Source organism: Ectothiorhodospira haloalkaliphila ATCC 51935, assembly GCF_000633935.1.
In the GTDB taxonomy this organism is placed as follows: domain Bacteria; phylum Pseudomonadota; class Gammaproteobacteria; order Ectothiorhodospirales; family Ectothiorhodospiraceae; genus Ectothiorhodospira; species Ectothiorhodospira haloalkaliphila.
Map to the genome: position 1 here is coordinate 637880 of NZ_KK214996.1, position 12673 is coordinate 650552.

Genomic DNA, 12673 nt, shown 5'->3' on the forward strand with positions numbered 1-12673 from the left:
TTGCTCAGCCCTCGCTCCCATTTGAGGCGTAGGACTTCTTTGATCTTCCGCATGGATAACCTCTTCGCTGGCATCTGACCTTCCCCGGATGGAAAGGACCAGCCTACCGGTAAGTTATCCCGCGTCTGGACACTTCGATGAGTCGACTCAGCGCCTCTGCCTGGGTGGCAGCCTTGCCGTGGAATCAGTGGCAGCTTTCCCCTGGAATGGGTGGCAGGCTTGCCGTGGAATCAGTGGCAACCTTGCTCCGGAATACGCATAGCTGATTTCCTACTGTCTTCCCTTCACATCAGCGCAGGCGAATACGCTTGTTGGACTGGATCGCCTCTTCCAGTTCGCGCTTGAGTGCGTCGAGGAAGGCATCCACCTCCTGCGTTTGGAGGCGCTCGTCCAGTCGGCCATCGATGCATCACGGCACACGCGCTCATCAAGAAAATCGTCCCAGTGGTAGACTTCCAGGATCTCCGCTCGCGTGACGAAAACATCGGCCACCACGGTCTCGATGAACTCAACCAGGAGTGCATTGCATACAAGTGCGGCACAGAACGCCACTTGGGTCGCCAGCTGGTCATCGCCATCCCGCAGCGCTTGCCAAAATGGCGGTTCCAGCCGCTCAAGGCGCTGACAAACCGCGCTGCCCACGCGCGTCGCCGTGGCGGGACGCGCCTTCTGCAGACGATTCCCGTCATGGATCGCGGCCTTCCACGCCGTCTGGTCAGCCCCGGATAGCATCAGATCCGCCAGGACACGACTCTCGAAGACCATCAGAGACCCGCCCCTGAGGTGGGTTTTTTCATTCCCGGTCCCAGGGCCGAGCGATCGGCATCAGCCGTCCGAGTTGTCCCGCTTAGGTGGCCCAGTGGGGCCCAGCGCCATGAGGCGGGATTGATGGTGAGAGAGGGAGCGGCGTAAGTGCCTGATTTGAATGGTGGGTCGTGTAGGATTCGAACCTACGACCAATGGATTAAAAGTCCACTGCTCTACCAGCTGAGCTAACGACCCATTGAACTGACGTTCCTGGGGGATCATGCGCTCCGGCGGGGGGCCGGAAAGGGCCCGTATTCTACTGAAGTTTTCGGGGATTGCAAGGGCTTTGATGGAGGGCGGGCAGCCGTGCCCGCCCCCCCATGACCCTCGAGGTCACATGGCTTCCAGCTTCCTCAGCTTGCCCGGAAGCAGCCGCATGTCCACCAGGCTGGTGAGGAAGGCCTTGCCGAAGCTGGCTTCATCCTCGTAGAGCATCTTGTAGTACTGGATCTTCATGGTCAGCGCCGCCCCGAAGACGATGCTGGCGAAGGTGAGAAAACCACCCAGGGCCAGGGTGGAGATGCCGGTAATGCCCTGACCGATGGTGCACCCCATGGCCAGCACCCCACCGAAGGCCATGAGGATGGCGCCGACGAAGTGATTGACGAAATCCCTTACCGAGGCAAACCACTCGATGCGGAACGCCTTGGTGACCAGCGCCCAGAACAGGGAGCCCAGGATGACACCGACCAGGGCCATCACACCGATGTAGAGCACCGCCGAGTCAAACCCGCTGCCCACATAACGCAGACTCTGCCCCATGGGGTTGATGAAGGTGAACGACTGCGCCGACCAGGGGGCCGCTTCGGCCGGGCGGGCGTCCGGGTCATCGGCCAGGAAATCCCAGTCCTGCACGTATTCGTTCAGGGTGTTCTGGCCACCGAAACCATCGTCGATCATGGCCTGACTGGTCACGTACCAGGCCCCCACCACCATCAGGCCAATCACCACGCCGCCAAGGATATTGTCGAAACTGCGACGGAAATCCGCATTCTTGAAGATGAAGAACAGGACCCCGGCAGCCAGGATGAGACCGATGATCAGGCGCGCGATGGCGCCATGCTCCGTGCCTGCCACCAGGGAGCCCAGATCCTGCTGGTTGCCCAGGTTGATGGCGAGGGGGTTCATCCAGGGGTAGAACAGCGTGGAGTAAAGGGTGTGCGAGGTACCCGGGAAGGGATTGATCATGAAGTAGGCGATCACGGCAATAATGAGCAACACCATGATGGACTTGATGTTGCCGCCGCCCACCCGCACCAGGATCTTGTTGCCGCAGCCACTGGCCAGGCTCATGCCGATACCGAACAACAGGCCGCCCAGCAGGTGCTCGATCCAGCGGAACTGGGGGGATCGGTAGGGCGGGAAGGCCCCGTCGGCGTTCACCATGCCGAAAATCTCGAACAGGATCACACCCAGCATGGCCACGGCAATGGCCAGCAACCAGGCTCGCATGCGGCCCAGGTCGCCCATGTTGACCCAGTCGGAGACGGCCCCCATGGTGCAGAAGTTGGTCTTGTTGGCCACCGCGCCGAAGATGAAGGCCAGCACGAAAATGGATGTCAGCACCACGGCCGCCGCCGCGGTAAAGCTCTCGAATACCATGTTATCTCCTCCTCCGGGTAGCGGGGGGCGTCTGTGCGCCCATGTCCTTGGGCCTGAAAGCCCGGACTTTTCTTATCATAGTTTGACATTCTGCAACAGCGAGCCCGATCACACCCATTCAGTGTTTTGAATGGGCAGATCAATGGGACTTGGGGGGCTGCTGCAGGACCGGCCTGCCTCGAAGCTGGTGGCACCGGAGACACCGCCATTCGCGGCCGAGGGCCGCTCCCACGGGGGCTTCCTGGACGCCTGAGACTCAGGGCTCAGAGGCGATAGCGGGTGGTGTCGGGCAGACCGGCGTCGGCAAAGCCCCGGGCGCGCAGGCGGCAGGCGTCGCACAGGCCGCAGGCGCGGCCTTGGTCATCGGCGCTGTAGCAGGACACGGTGCGGGCGAAGTCCACCCCGGCCCCAACGCCCTGGCGAATGATTTCGGCCTTGGAGAGGTCAATCAGGGGTGTACGGATATGGCAGTGATCACCACCCACCCCAGCCTTGGTAGCCAGGTTGGCCATGGTCTCGAAGGCCTGGATGAATTCCGGGCGGCAGTCGGGATAGCCGGAATAGTCCACGGCGTTCACGCCGATGAAGATGTCCCGGGCGTCGAGCACTTCGGCCCAGGCCAGGGCGATGGACAGGAAGACGGTGTTGCGGGCGGGCACGTAAGTGACGGGGATACCGTTGGAGGGGGCATCGGGTACCTGAATGGCTTGATCGGTGAGGGCTGAGCCACCGAACAGGCCCAGGTTGAGGTCCACCACCCGATGGTCGGCGGCGCCCAGGGATTGCGCCAATTCAGCGGCCGCCACCAGTTCGGCGTGGTGGCGCTGCCCATAGCGAAAGCTCAGGCAATGACAGTCGAAACCCTCGGCGCGGGCCAGGGCCAGGACCGTGGCAGAGTCCATGCCCCCGGAGAGGAGGACGACAGCGTTTTTCATGGTGATTTCCTCAATCTTCATTTGCACCCTGCCGGCGATTGCCCTCCTCTCTCTACCGCCAGTGAGGAAGAGGCTCAAATGCCCCTGGCCCGTGGAACAAGCTCCCCCGAGAGGGGCGCTTGCGGTCATCTGCCCCGGGCATCGTTCCAGAGGACCTTGTGGAGCTGCAACTGGAAACGCACGGGCAGACGATCTGCCACGATCCAGTCCGCCAGGGTGCCCGGGGCCAGGTCACCGAAGGCGGCGGAGAACAGCACCTCCACTCGGTCGGCAAGGCCGTACCGGGACACCACCTCCCGGGCCCAATCGTAATCTGCCCGGCCACAAATCACGAACTTGACCTGATCGTGGGCGGATAGATGCGCCAGGTTCTCCCACAGGTTGCGGGCAACCTCGCCGGAACCCGGGGTCTTGAGGTCCATGACCTTGATGGCCCGCGGGTCCACGGCGGAAACATCAAGGGCGCCACTGGTCTCCAGGGAGACTTCATGACCGGCATCACAGAGGGCGGCGAGCAGGGGGAGACAGGCGGGCTGGGCCAGGGGCTCGCCGCCGGTCACACAGACATGATGCACGCCGTAGCCCTGCACCCTGGCAAGGATGTCCTCGAGGGGCATGACCCGTCCGCCGGTGAAGGCGTAGGCGGTGTCGCAATAACCACAGCGCAGCGGACAGCCGGTGAGCCGGATGAACACCGTAGGCCAACCCACGCTGCGGGACTCTCCCTGCAGGGACAGGAAGATCTCGGTGATCCTCAGATTGATGGGCGCCGGGGGGGCGGATTCTAGGCTGGGTGTATTCATCAATGACCTTGGCCTTAACGTAAAAGTACCCAGGTTCAGCTACGGAAGCCCCTCTCCCCTGTGGGGAGAGGGGCTCGTAATGTATCTTTCATCATCGGGGGTGACTCGCCACCCTGGCATATAGGAGTTAGTCGGAGCGCTCGGCCAGGCGGGCCAGACGCTGTTCTGCCAGGCGTGCCACGGTGGTGCCAGGGTGTTCGTCCCTCACCTGGGTGAGTTGTTCCCGGGCGGCATCCCATTGCCCCAGTTCGTAATGGGTGAAACCCTTCTTGAGCCGGGCATCGGCCTCCTTGTTGCTGCCGGGGTGCTCATCCAGCACCCGAGAAAACTCCTTGAGGGCCTGCTCAAAGTCCCGGGTCACGTAGAAGGCTTCGGCCAGCCAGTATTGCGCATTGGCAGCCAGGAGGCTGTCGGGGTGGTTTTCCAGGAACCCCTGAAAGGCTTCGATGGAGCGACGATGGCGACCCTCCCGCAGCAGGTTGAAGGCATCCTGGTAGGCCTGACGATCATCGCCGGCCGCCTGGGGATCCACCAGGGCCGGTTGCTCCGACGGGGGCTCACCGGCCTGCCGACCCGGACCCGCCCGCTCCAGTCGCTCCAGTCGCTGATCCACATCCAGGTAAAGATCCCGTTGTCGCGTCTTCACCGTTTCCAGTTCATGGCGCAGGGCGTCCGACTCACCCCGCAGGTCCCGCAGGTCCTGATCCATGCCCTCCATGCGGTTGAGCATTTCCATCAGGGCCTGGTTTTCAAGGATGCGTTCCAGGCGCTCCAGGCGTTCTTCCAGTTGCGCCAGCCGGTCCTGAGCCTGCACGGGACCGACCACGGCGCCGGTCAGCAGTGTCCCGGACACCAGCAAAGGTATGACACGATGCCACATCACTGTTCACCCTCGTAGACGATCTCCACGCGGCGGTTCCGCTCCCAGGCTTCCTCATTGCTGCCCAGCTCGGCTGGCATTTCCTCGCCATAGCTGATCACCTGAATCTGCTCACCACGGGCCCCCTGCAGCATCAACATGCGGCGCACCGACTGAGCCCGACGCTCGCCCAGGCCCAGGTTGTATTCGCGGGTGCCGCGCTCGTCGGTATGCCCCTCCAGGCGAACCCGGGCATCGCGATCACGGGACAGATAATCGCCATGGGCGGCGATCACGTCCACGAACTCGGAACGCACCGTGTCACGGTCGAACTCGAAATAGATCACGCGGGTGGACAGGGGGCTATCCGGATCGTCCAGGGCCTCTGCCAGGGGACGGCCATCTCGACCCAGGGGACGCGTCCGAACATCCGGGTCCAGGGTACCAGGGGCGCGGGCATCCGGATCGGTCGCACCCGGCCACTGATCGGCGGGGGTTCCCGCAGGATGGCGGTCTGCAGTGGCACAGGCGCCAAGGGCGGCCACGGCGACCAGCATCACCAAGATCTTCAGGGCCTGAGGCCAGGCGGGGATATTCAGCATGGGGTGTTACCTCGGTAAGGGATTCAGGAAAACAGGGGTTCAATCAAGAAAAGGAGACCAGGCCGGCTCGCGCACCTCGCCGTCTTCCAGCACCAGGCGCTGATGCACGCGGCCATCTTCACTGACCGCCGCCAGCACCCCGCGGCCGCCTTCCGAGGTGGCGTAGATGATCATGCTGCCATTGGGGGCAAAACTGGGGGACTCATCCATGCCGCTGTCAGTGAGGGTGCGAAACAGTCTCGAATCCCGATCCAGCAGGCCAATGCGGAAACGGCCGCCAGAGCCGTGCACCATGGCCAGGCGACGACCGTCAGGCGAGATGGTCACGCCCCCATTGTAGCGTCCCTCGAAGGTGAGGCGCTGGGCCTGACCTCCCCGAGCGGGCACCTCGTAGAGCTGAGGCTGACCGGCCCGATCGGAGGTGAAGACGATGGAGCGGCCATCAGGCATCCAGGCCGGCTCGGTATCGATGGCGCGGTGCTGGGTGACCCGGTTCAGGGACTGATCGGACAGGTCCAGCACATAAATGTCCGGCTGCCCCCCCCTGGACAGGGTCAGGGCCAGGCGACGCCCGTCCGGCGACCAGGCCGGGGCGCTGTTGATGCCCTCATGGCTGGCCACCCGGGTGCGGTTACCGCCATCCAGATCCTGGATGTAGATCTCTGAGCGCCGGTTCTCGAATGACACGTAGGCGAGGCGACGGCCATCTGGCGACCAGGCGGGAGACATGATGGGCTGACTGGAACTGAAGACGGTCTTGGGGTTATGACCATCGGCATCGGCCACCTGCAGGGCGAAGCGCAGATCCCCGTCCCGACGGGTGAGACTCACGTAGGCCACCTGCGTGTCAAAGGCGCCGCGATCGCCGGTGAGGCGCTCATAGATGATGTCGCTGACCATATGCGCGGCGCGGCGCAGGTTGTCACGCTCCACGGGAATGCTGTAACCGGTGAGCTGACGTTCGGAGGCCACGTCCAGGAGCTGGAAGCGCACGGAGTAGCGGTCCCGGCCAGTCTGCTGCAGGCGCCCGACAACCAGATATTCACTGCCCTGGTCGCGCCAGGTGGCGTAGCTCACCTCGTCAGCGCCATGGGGGCGCTGAGGCATGTCATCCGGATCGGCGGGACTGAAGCGGCCGGTGCGGTTGAGGTTGGCGGCGATGATGCCGGCGATGTCTTCCGGGGCCTCTGAGGCCTCGCCGTCCCAGTCGAAGGGGACGATGGCCACGGGCATGGCCCCCTCCACCCCCTGGGTGATACGGATCTCCAGGGCAGCCTGGGCGATCAGGGGTGCGATCACCAGGAGGAGCAGCAGCAGTCGGGTCAGTGATTTCATCTATTTGGCTCGATCATGTTCAGGTAGAGCGCCGGGGATGAGGGTGCCAGAGCCTGGGCTCTCAGCGGCGCTGGGGGCATCAACATACCCATGGCCAGGGTCAACTCGGTTCAAAGGTAAACCGGATCTCCCGGGCAAACAGATCCGGGTCCGGTGGTGACGGCAGGGGCTCAGCCAGGCGCACGGCTCGCTCTACCGAATCGCAGAACACAGCATCTCCCGTGCATTGTTCCACCCTCACCTGCTGGATGAAACCGCCGGGCGACTGACGGACAAACACCACAGCGCTCTGCCCGGACCGATGCCCATCCGGGCGACGCCAACGGCGCTCCACGGCTGAGCGGATGGCGGCTGCGTATTCATTCTGTTGCCTGTCCAGTTCCCGCTGCCTGGCGGCGCGCTGACGTTCTGCCTCGGCCTGGGCCTGGGCCTGCTCAAGACGCCGCTGTTCCGCTTCCATTCGCTCCCGGGTGCGTTGTTCCTCCGCCTGACGCTCCTGCTCGCGGCGTTCCGCCTCCGCCTGCCGTCTTGCCTCCTCCCTCTGACGCTCTTCCTCGGCCCGGCGTTCCGCCTCTTCGCGTTCACGCTGCTCCTGGGCACGGCGCTCGGCCTGCTCACGCTCCCGCTGTTCCCGGGCCCGCCGTTCGGCCTCGGCCCGCTCCTGCTCGGCCTGGGCACGGCGCTCGGCCTCACGTCGTTCCTGTTCCGCCTGGGCACGACGCTGTTCCTCCTGGCGCTGACGTTCCGCCTCGGCACGACGCTGTTCTTCCCGACGCAGGGCCTCTTCCTCACGGCGACGCTCGGCCTCGGCCCGCTCCCTCGCCTGGCGCCGCGCCTCCTCCTGGGCCTGCTCCCGGGCCTGCTCCCGGGCCTGTTGCGCACGATCGAAGGCCTCAGCGTCCATGGCCACCGCCTCCACCACTTCCACCGGCGCCTGCTCGACCCGGGCCGCAGGTTCGGCGCTGGGCTTGAAGTGCAGGTTCACCCCCAGGACGAGGAACAGCAGAAGGTGAATGGACAGCACCAGCACGAACAGGCGGCCATGCTGCGTCAGCAAAGACCACATGGAATCAGCCGTCCTGTTCAGGCGGGTCGGTGATCAGACCCACGCGCCCGGCCCCTGCCGCCTGGACACTGATCATGGCGTCCACCACCCGACCGTAATCCACGAATCGGTCACCGCGCACGAACACATCCGTGCCCGGCTGCCGGCTGAGCAGGTCGCTGACGATGCCACGCAACTCATCCCGCTCCAGCCCCTCACCCACGCGCGGGCCCTGGTTCAAGGTGATCCGGCCGTCCCGCGAGACAGTCACCACAATGGGCTCACCCTGGTCGGGCGTGGTGTCCAGGGCCTCCGCGTCCGCCTGCGGCAGGTCCACCTCCACCCCCTGCTGCAACAACGGCGCGGTGACCATGAAGATGATGAGCAGCACCAGCATCACGTCGATGAAGGGCACGACGTTGATCTGGGACATGGAGCGGCGGCGACGCCGCAGCGAGACACCTTCAGCCATCAGGCGGGCGCCTCCCCCTGCTCCTGCACGGCGCTCCCCAGCTGGCGCTGCAACAGGGCCGAGAGTTCCTCGGAGAAGTTCTCGTAACGGGCCATGAGCCGATCGATCTCGGCGGAGTAGCTGTTGTAGGCGATCACCGCCGGGATGGCGGCGAACAGGCCCAGGGCCGTGGCGATCAGGGCCTCGGCGATCCCCGGGGCCACCATGGCCAGGGTGGCCTGCTGCACACCGGAGAGGCCGATGAAGGCATGCATGATGCCCCAGACGGTGCCGAACAGGCCGATGTAGGGACTGGTGGACCCCACCGTGGCCAGGAAGGTGAGATAGGTCTCCAGGCTGTCCACCTCACGGGAGACGGCCACCCGCATGGAGCGCTGCGTGCTGGCGGCTACCAGGGCACCGCTGCTGGCATCCCGGGCCAGGCGCCGCCCCCGCAGAAACTCCTTGAAGCCCACGGCGAAGACATGCTCCAGCCCGGCAACATCGTCCTTGCGCCTCAGTCCTTCGTACAGCCGCGACAGATCCGCGCCCGACCAGAAGCGCTCCTCGAACCCATCCGCGGCCCGCCGCGCCTCCCGCAGCACCCGCCACTTGAGGGCGATGACCATCCAGGAGAACACCGAGGCCAGCACCAGGATGAGCATCACCACCTGGACGATCAGGCTGGCCTCAAGGATCAGGCGGTAAAGGGACAGATCAACGCTCACTGCGGGTCTCCGGCATTCATGATGGCAGCAATGGTGTCGGGGATCGGGCGGGGCGTGAACTGCCTGGCATCCAGACAGGCAATCTTGACCTCGCCGCGGCATAACAGTTCCGGGGCTTCGCTTTCCATGCCGCGCCAGACCTCATGATGAATGTGCAGACTGGCCCGACGCTGGTCGGCCACCCGGGCCGTGATGGTCAGGGCGTCGTCCAGCGCAGCCGGCCGCAGGTAATCCACCCGGGCGCTGCGCACGGCGAAGATGACGCCCTGCTCCCGCATGAGCCGCTCCTGCTCAAACCCCAGGTGGCGCAGCCATTCAGTGCGGGATCGCTCCATGTACTTGAGGTAGTTGGCGTAGAACACCACGCCGCCGGCGTCGGTGTCTTCGTAATAGACGCGCACGGGCCACTGAAAGGCCGGCAACATTGTGCTGTTTTGGGAAGATCGGGACACGAGAACAGTTCACAGTTTGAAGTGGAAGGTGCGTTTCAGGGAGCACTCGGCTCGCCATCGGCGGCTGCCTCGGGGGTATCGAATAGATCCGGCTGGGCGCTGCGCGCCTCCAGGGCAGCGGGCACACGCAGGCCAAAATGGCGATAGGCGTGACTGGTGGCCATGCGACCTCGGGTGGTGCGCATCAGGAAGCCCTGCTGGATCAGGTAGGGTTCGAGCACATCCTCTATGGTTCCCCGCTCCTCACCGATGGCGGCGGACAGGCTGTCCACACCCACGGGCCCGCCGTCGAACTTCTCGATCACGGACATCAGCAAACGCCTGTCCTGGGCATCGAAGCCGTTGGCGTCCACGTTGAGCATCTTGAGGGCCTGGTCAGCCACCGGGGCGGTGATCACCCCATCCGCCTTGATCTGGGCGTAGTCGCGCACCCGGCGCAGCAGGCGGTTGGCGATCCGTGGCGTACCCCGGGCGCGGCGGGCGATTTCCAGGGCGCCGGAGGGGTCCAGTTGCGCGCCAAGGATGCCGGCGGCCCGAGTGACGATGTGCGCCAGATCCTCGGTGGAATAGAACTCCAGGCGCTGCACGATGCCAAATCGATCCCGCAGCGGCGAGGTGAGCAGACCGGCGCGGGTGGTGGCCCCCACCAGGGTGAAGGGCGGCAGGTCGATCTTGATGGAGCGGGCCGCCGGCCCCTCGCCGATGACGATGTCCAGCTGGAAGTCTTCCATGGCCGGATAGAGCACCTCCTCCACCACCGGTGAGAGGCGATGAATCTCGTCCACGAACAGCACATCCCGGGGCTCCAGGTTGGTGAGCAGGGCCGCCAGATCGCCCGGGCGCTCCAGCACCGGGCCGGAGGTCTGTCGCAGGTTCACGCCCAGTTCCTGGGCAATGATGTGGGACAGGGTGGTCTTGCCCAGCCCCGGCGGGCCGAAGATGAGCACATGATCCAGGGCCTCCTGGCGGGCCCGGGTGGCGGAGATGAAGATCTCCATCTGCTCCCGCGCCACGGGCTGGCCTTCATAATCGGCGAGCCGCTGGGGGCGAATGGATCGCTCCAGTGACTCGTCGTCGTTGGGGGTGGCTGCGGGGGTGACGATGCGGTCCGTCATGGGGGGGTGCCGTTCAAAAGTGTGGAGGATAACATTTGGGCTCCAGGCCGGCCGGCGTCAGTTCTTCAGCGTGGCCTTCAGTGCCCGGCGGATCATCTCCTCGCTGCTGTCGCACTCCTTTTCCACCTTGCTCACCAGACGGCTGGCCTCCTGGGGCTTGTAGCCCAGGGAGACCAGCGCCGCCACCGCATCACCGGCGGGATCCGCCGGCCCCGACAACGGGGCAACGCTGCCACCACCCGGCGCGACCTGCCCCTGGATCTGCGCCGTCACCTTGTCCCGCATCTCGATGATCAGGCGCTCGGCGGTCTTGCGGCCAATACCGGGAAGACGGGTGAGCGTGGTGATGTCGTTATCCATCACGCAACGGTGAAAGGCCTCGGCACTCATGCCCGAGAGAATGGCCAGGGCCATCTTGGCCCCCACGCCACTCACCCGGATCAGGCTGCGGAACAGGGCCCGCTCATCGGGGCTGGCAAAGGCAAACAGGACATGGGCATCCTCGCGCACGTGCAGATGGGTGTGCAGGATCACCTCGTCACCGGTCTGGGGCAGCTCGTAAAAGGTGGACAGGGGCGCCTCCAGCTCATAGCCGACACCATTGACCTCCACCATGAGTTGCGGCGGTTGCTTGAGCACCAGCACGCCACGCAAACGTCCGATCATCGACCTCTCCTGGCAAACCCCGCCGGCAGGCGGGACAGGGTGGCATGGGTGTGGGCGTGGCACAGGGCCACGGCCAGGGCATCGGCGGCGTCCGTGGCGGGCGTGGACTGCAACTCCAGGATCAGGGTGACCATGTGCTGCATCTGCTCCTTGGCCGCCGCGCCGGTACCCACCACCGCCTGCTTGATGGACCGTGGCGTGTACTCGGCCACCGCGAGCCCGCCCTCCACGCCGGCACAGATGGCGGCGCCACGGGCCTGGCCCAACTTGAGGGCGGAGGACGGGTTGCGCGAGACGAAGACCTGCTCCACCGCCATGGTATCGGGCCGGTGCCGGGCAATGATCTCCTGGACCTGCCGGAAGATGAAGCCCAGACGCTCGGGCAACTCTTCGCCCTTGACGCGGATGCAGCCGCTCTCCACATGGGTGCTGCGACGCCCATCGGTGTCCAGAACCCCGTAGCCGGTCACCAGGGAACCGGGGTCAATGCCGATGATGCGCATCAGGACATGCCCTGCATCACCTCGTCCGGGAAGTCGGCGTTGGTATAGATATTCTGCACATCATCCAGGTCATCCAGCATGTCCAGAAGCTTGAGCACCTGTTGAGCGCTGTCGGCATCCAGACTGCTGGCGGTGGCCGCACGCATGGTCACTTCGCCGCGCTCGGGTTTGACGCCGGCTTCGGTCATGGCCTCGCGCACGCTTTCGTATTCGTCCGGAGAGGTGAGCACTTCCATGGAGCCGTCGTCATTGACCACCACATCCTCGGCACCTGCCTCCAGCGCGGCCTCCATGATGCGTTCCTCATCCAGGCCCTCCGGATAGCTGAGCACGCCCTTCTTGTCGAAGAGGTAGGCCACGGAGCCGTCAGTGCCCAGGTTGCCGCCGCACTTGCTGAAGGCATGTCGCACTTCGGCCACCGTGCGGTTACGGTTGTCGGTCATGCAGTCCACCATGACAGCAGCGCCGCCGGGGCCATAACCCTCGTAGCGAATCTCCTCGTAGGTAACACCTTCCAGCTCGCCGGCGCCGCGCTTGATGGCCCGCTCCACCGTATCCTTGGTCATGTTGGCGTCCAGCGCCTTGTCCACGGCCAGGCGCAGACGGGGGTTGGAATTGGGGTCCGATCCCCCCATGCGGGAGGCCACGGTGATCTCCTTGATGAGCTTGGTGAACAGCTTGCCGCGCTTGGCGTCCTGGGCATTCTTGCGGTGCTGGATGTTTGCCCATTTACTGTGTCCGGCCATGTGATCTCTTCTCTTGGATGATGT

At 64.8% G+C, this 12673-nt stretch carries 16 protein-coding genes and 1 tRNA gene; 1 reads left to right on the plus strand and 16 read right to left on the minus strand.

Annotation, left to right across the window (positions count from 1 at the left end; translation table 11 throughout):
* Window positions 1-270 precede the first annotated feature (270 nt).
* From ECTHA_RS17130 to ECTHA_RS0104810, 3 genes are all read right to left on the minus strand, one after another.
* The gene (locus ECTHA_RS17130; RefSeq protein WP_051582576.1) at window positions 271-765 is read right to left on the minus strand and encodes a BrxA family protein; all 495 of its coding nucleotides are present in this window, start codon (window positions 763-765) and stop codon (window positions 271-273) included.
* Window positions 766-926: 161 nt separating this feature from the next.
* Window positions 927-1002, minus strand: a tRNA-Lys gene (locus tag ECTHA_RS0104805).
* A 138-nt stretch (window positions 1003-1140) separates the two neighbouring features.
* Window positions 1141-2409, minus strand: coding sequence for a YeeE/YedE family protein (locus ECTHA_RS0104810; RefSeq protein WP_025280671.1), 1269 nt, complete (start codon window positions 2407-2409; stop codon window positions 1141-1143).
* 130 nt (window positions 2410-2539) lie between these two features.
* Here ECTHA_RS0104810 and ECTHA_RS20505 point away from each other — a divergent pair, with 130 nt between their 5' ends.
* Window positions 2540-2662 carry a hypothetical protein gene (locus ECTHA_RS20505; RefSeq protein ID WP_280512694.1) on the plus strand — a complete coding sequence of 41 codons (123 nt, stop codon included), beginning with the start codon at window positions 2540-2542 and terminating at the stop codon, window positions 2660-2662.
* A gap of 10 nt (window positions 2663-2672) precedes the next feature.
* Here the strand turns inward: ECTHA_RS20505 and queC are convergent, their stop codons facing one another.
* From queC to ECTHA_RS0104880, 13 genes are all read right to left on the minus strand, one after another.
* A complete protein-coding gene (queC, locus tag ECTHA_RS0104820) occupies window positions 2673-3350 on the minus strand; it encodes a 7-cyano-7-deazaguanine synthase QueC (protein WP_025280670.1) in 678 nt (225 codons plus the stop codon).
* A gap of 119 nt (window positions 3351-3469) precedes the next feature.
* The gene (gene queE, locus ECTHA_RS0104825) at window positions 3470-4147 is read right to left on the minus strand and encodes a 7-carboxy-7-deazaguanine synthase QueE (protein ID WP_026623547.1); all 678 of its coding nucleotides are present in this window, start codon (window positions 4145-4147) and stop codon (window positions 3470-3472) included.
* 127 nt (window positions 4148-4274) lie between these two features.
* Window positions 4275-5027, minus strand: a complete 753-nt coding sequence (gene ybgF, locus ECTHA_RS0104830; protein ID WP_025280668.1) for a tol-pal system protein YbgF — start codon at window positions 5025-5027, stop codon at window positions 4275-4277.
* Entirely contained in the window at window positions 5027-5608 is a 582-nt protein-coding gene (pal, locus tag ECTHA_RS0104835) for a peptidoglycan-associated lipoprotein Pal (protein WP_026623548.1), read from the minus strand. Before pal ends, ybgF begins: the two co-directional genes overlap by 1 nt.
* 39 nt (window positions 5609-5647) lie before the next feature.
* Window positions 5648-6943: a Tol-Pal system beta propeller repeat protein TolB gene (gene tolB / locus ECTHA_RS0104840; protein ID WP_026623549.1), complete on the minus strand. Its 1296-nt coding sequence runs from the start codon at window positions 6941-6943 to the stop codon at window positions 5648-5650.
* A 100-nt stretch (window positions 6944-7043) separates the two neighbouring features.
* On the minus strand, window positions 7044-8009 hold the full coding sequence (gene tolA / locus ECTHA_RS0104845) for a cell envelope integrity protein TolA (RefSeq protein WP_025280666.1): 966 nt from the start codon (window positions 8007-8009) through the stop codon (window positions 7044-7046).
* A 4-nt stretch (window positions 8010-8013) separates the two neighbouring features.
* Window positions 8014-8460 carry a protein TolR gene (gene tolR / locus ECTHA_RS0104850; protein ID WP_025280665.1) on the minus strand — a complete coding sequence of 149 codons (447 nt, stop codon included), beginning with the start codon at window positions 8458-8460 and terminating at the stop codon, window positions 8014-8016.
* Window positions 8460-9167 (minus strand): protein TolQ, encoded by a 708-nt coding sequence (tolQ, locus tag ECTHA_RS0104855; protein WP_025280664.1) that lies wholly within the window; start codon window positions 9165-9167, stop codon window positions 8460-8462. Before tolQ ends, tolR begins: the two co-directional genes overlap by 1 nt.
* On the minus strand, window positions 9164-9592 hold the full coding sequence (gene ybgC, locus ECTHA_RS0104860; RefSeq protein ID WP_025280663.1) for a tol-pal system-associated acyl-CoA thioesterase: 429 nt from the start codon (window positions 9590-9592) through the stop codon (window positions 9164-9166). Before ybgC ends, tolQ begins: the two co-directional genes overlap by 4 nt.
* Before the next feature lie 62 nt (window positions 9593-9654).
* Window positions 9655-10734 (minus strand): Holliday junction branch migration DNA helicase RuvB, encoded by a 1080-nt coding sequence (ruvB, locus tag ECTHA_RS0104865; RefSeq protein ID WP_025280662.1) that lies wholly within the window; start codon window positions 10732-10734, stop codon window positions 9655-9657.
* Window positions 10735-10791: 57 nt separating this feature from the next.
* Entirely contained in the window at window positions 10792-11400 is a 609-nt protein-coding gene (gene ruvA, locus ECTHA_RS0104870; protein WP_025280661.1) for a Holliday junction branch migration protein RuvA, read from the minus strand.
* Window positions 11397-11903: a crossover junction endodeoxyribonuclease RuvC gene (gene ruvC / locus ECTHA_RS0104875; RefSeq protein ID WP_025280660.1), complete on the minus strand. Its 507-nt coding sequence runs from the start codon at window positions 11901-11903 to the stop codon at window positions 11397-11399. The genes ruvA and ruvC overlap by 4 nt, the downstream gene beginning before the upstream one ends.
* Window positions 11903-12649, minus strand: coding sequence for a YebC/PmpR family DNA-binding transcriptional regulator (locus ECTHA_RS0104880; protein WP_025280659.1), 747 nt, complete (start codon window positions 12647-12649; stop codon window positions 11903-11905). The genes ruvC and ECTHA_RS0104880 overlap by 1 nt, the downstream gene beginning before the upstream one ends.
* Between the last annotated feature and the right edge of the window lie 24 nt (window positions 12650-12673).

Coding starts and splice junctions, on each gene's coding strand:
- ECTHA_RS20505 (WP_280512694.1), top strand. CDS start 2,540: ATGGGCAGATCAATGGGACTTGGGGGGCTGCTGCAGGACCGGCCTGCC.
- tolB (WP_026623549.1), bottom strand. CDS start 6,943: ATGAAATCACTGACCCGACTGCTGCTGCTCCTCCTGGTGATCGCACCC.
- ECTHA_RS17130 (WP_051582576.1), bottom strand. CDS start 765: ATGGTCTTCGAGAGTCGTGTCCTGGCGGATCTGATGCTATCCGGGGCT.
- ruvB (WP_025280662.1), bottom strand. CDS start 10,734: ATGACGGACCGCATCGTCACCCCCGCAGCCACCCCCAACGACGACGAG.
- ECTHA_RS0104810 (WP_025280671.1), bottom strand. CDS start 2,409: ATGGTATTCGAGAGCTTTACCGCGGCGGCGGCCGTGGTGCTGACATCC.
- ybgF (WP_025280668.1), bottom strand. CDS start 5,027: ATGTGGCATCGTGTCATACCTTTGCTGGTGTCCGGGACACTGCTGACC.
- queE (WP_026623547.1), bottom strand. CDS start 4,147: ATGAATACACCCAGCCTAGAATCCGCCCCCCCGGCGCCCATCAATCTG.
- tolA (WP_025280666.1), bottom strand. CDS start 8,009: ATGTGGTCTTTGCTGACGCAGCATGGCCGCCTGTTCGTGCTGGTGCTG.
- ruvC (WP_025280660.1), bottom strand. CDS start 11,903: ATGCGCATCATCGGCATTGACCCCGGTTCCCTGGTGACCGGCTACGGG.
- pal (WP_026623548.1), bottom strand. CDS start 5,608: ATGCTGAATATCCCCGCCTGGCCTCAGGCCCTGAAGATCTTGGTGATG.
- ruvA (WP_025280661.1), bottom strand. CDS start 11,400: ATGATCGGACGTTTGCGTGGCGTGCTGGTGCTCAAGCAACCGCCGCAA.
- ECTHA_RS0104880 (WP_025280659.1), bottom strand. CDS start 12,649: ATGGCCGGACACAGTAAATGGGCAAACATCCAGCACCGCAAGAATGCC.
- tolR (WP_025280665.1), bottom strand. CDS start 8,460: ATGGCTGAAGGTGTCTCGCTGCGGCGTCGCCGCCGCTCCATGTCCCAG.
- ybgC (WP_025280663.1), bottom strand. CDS start 9,592: ATGTTGCCGGCCTTTCAGTGGCCCGTGCGCGTCTATTACGAAGACACC.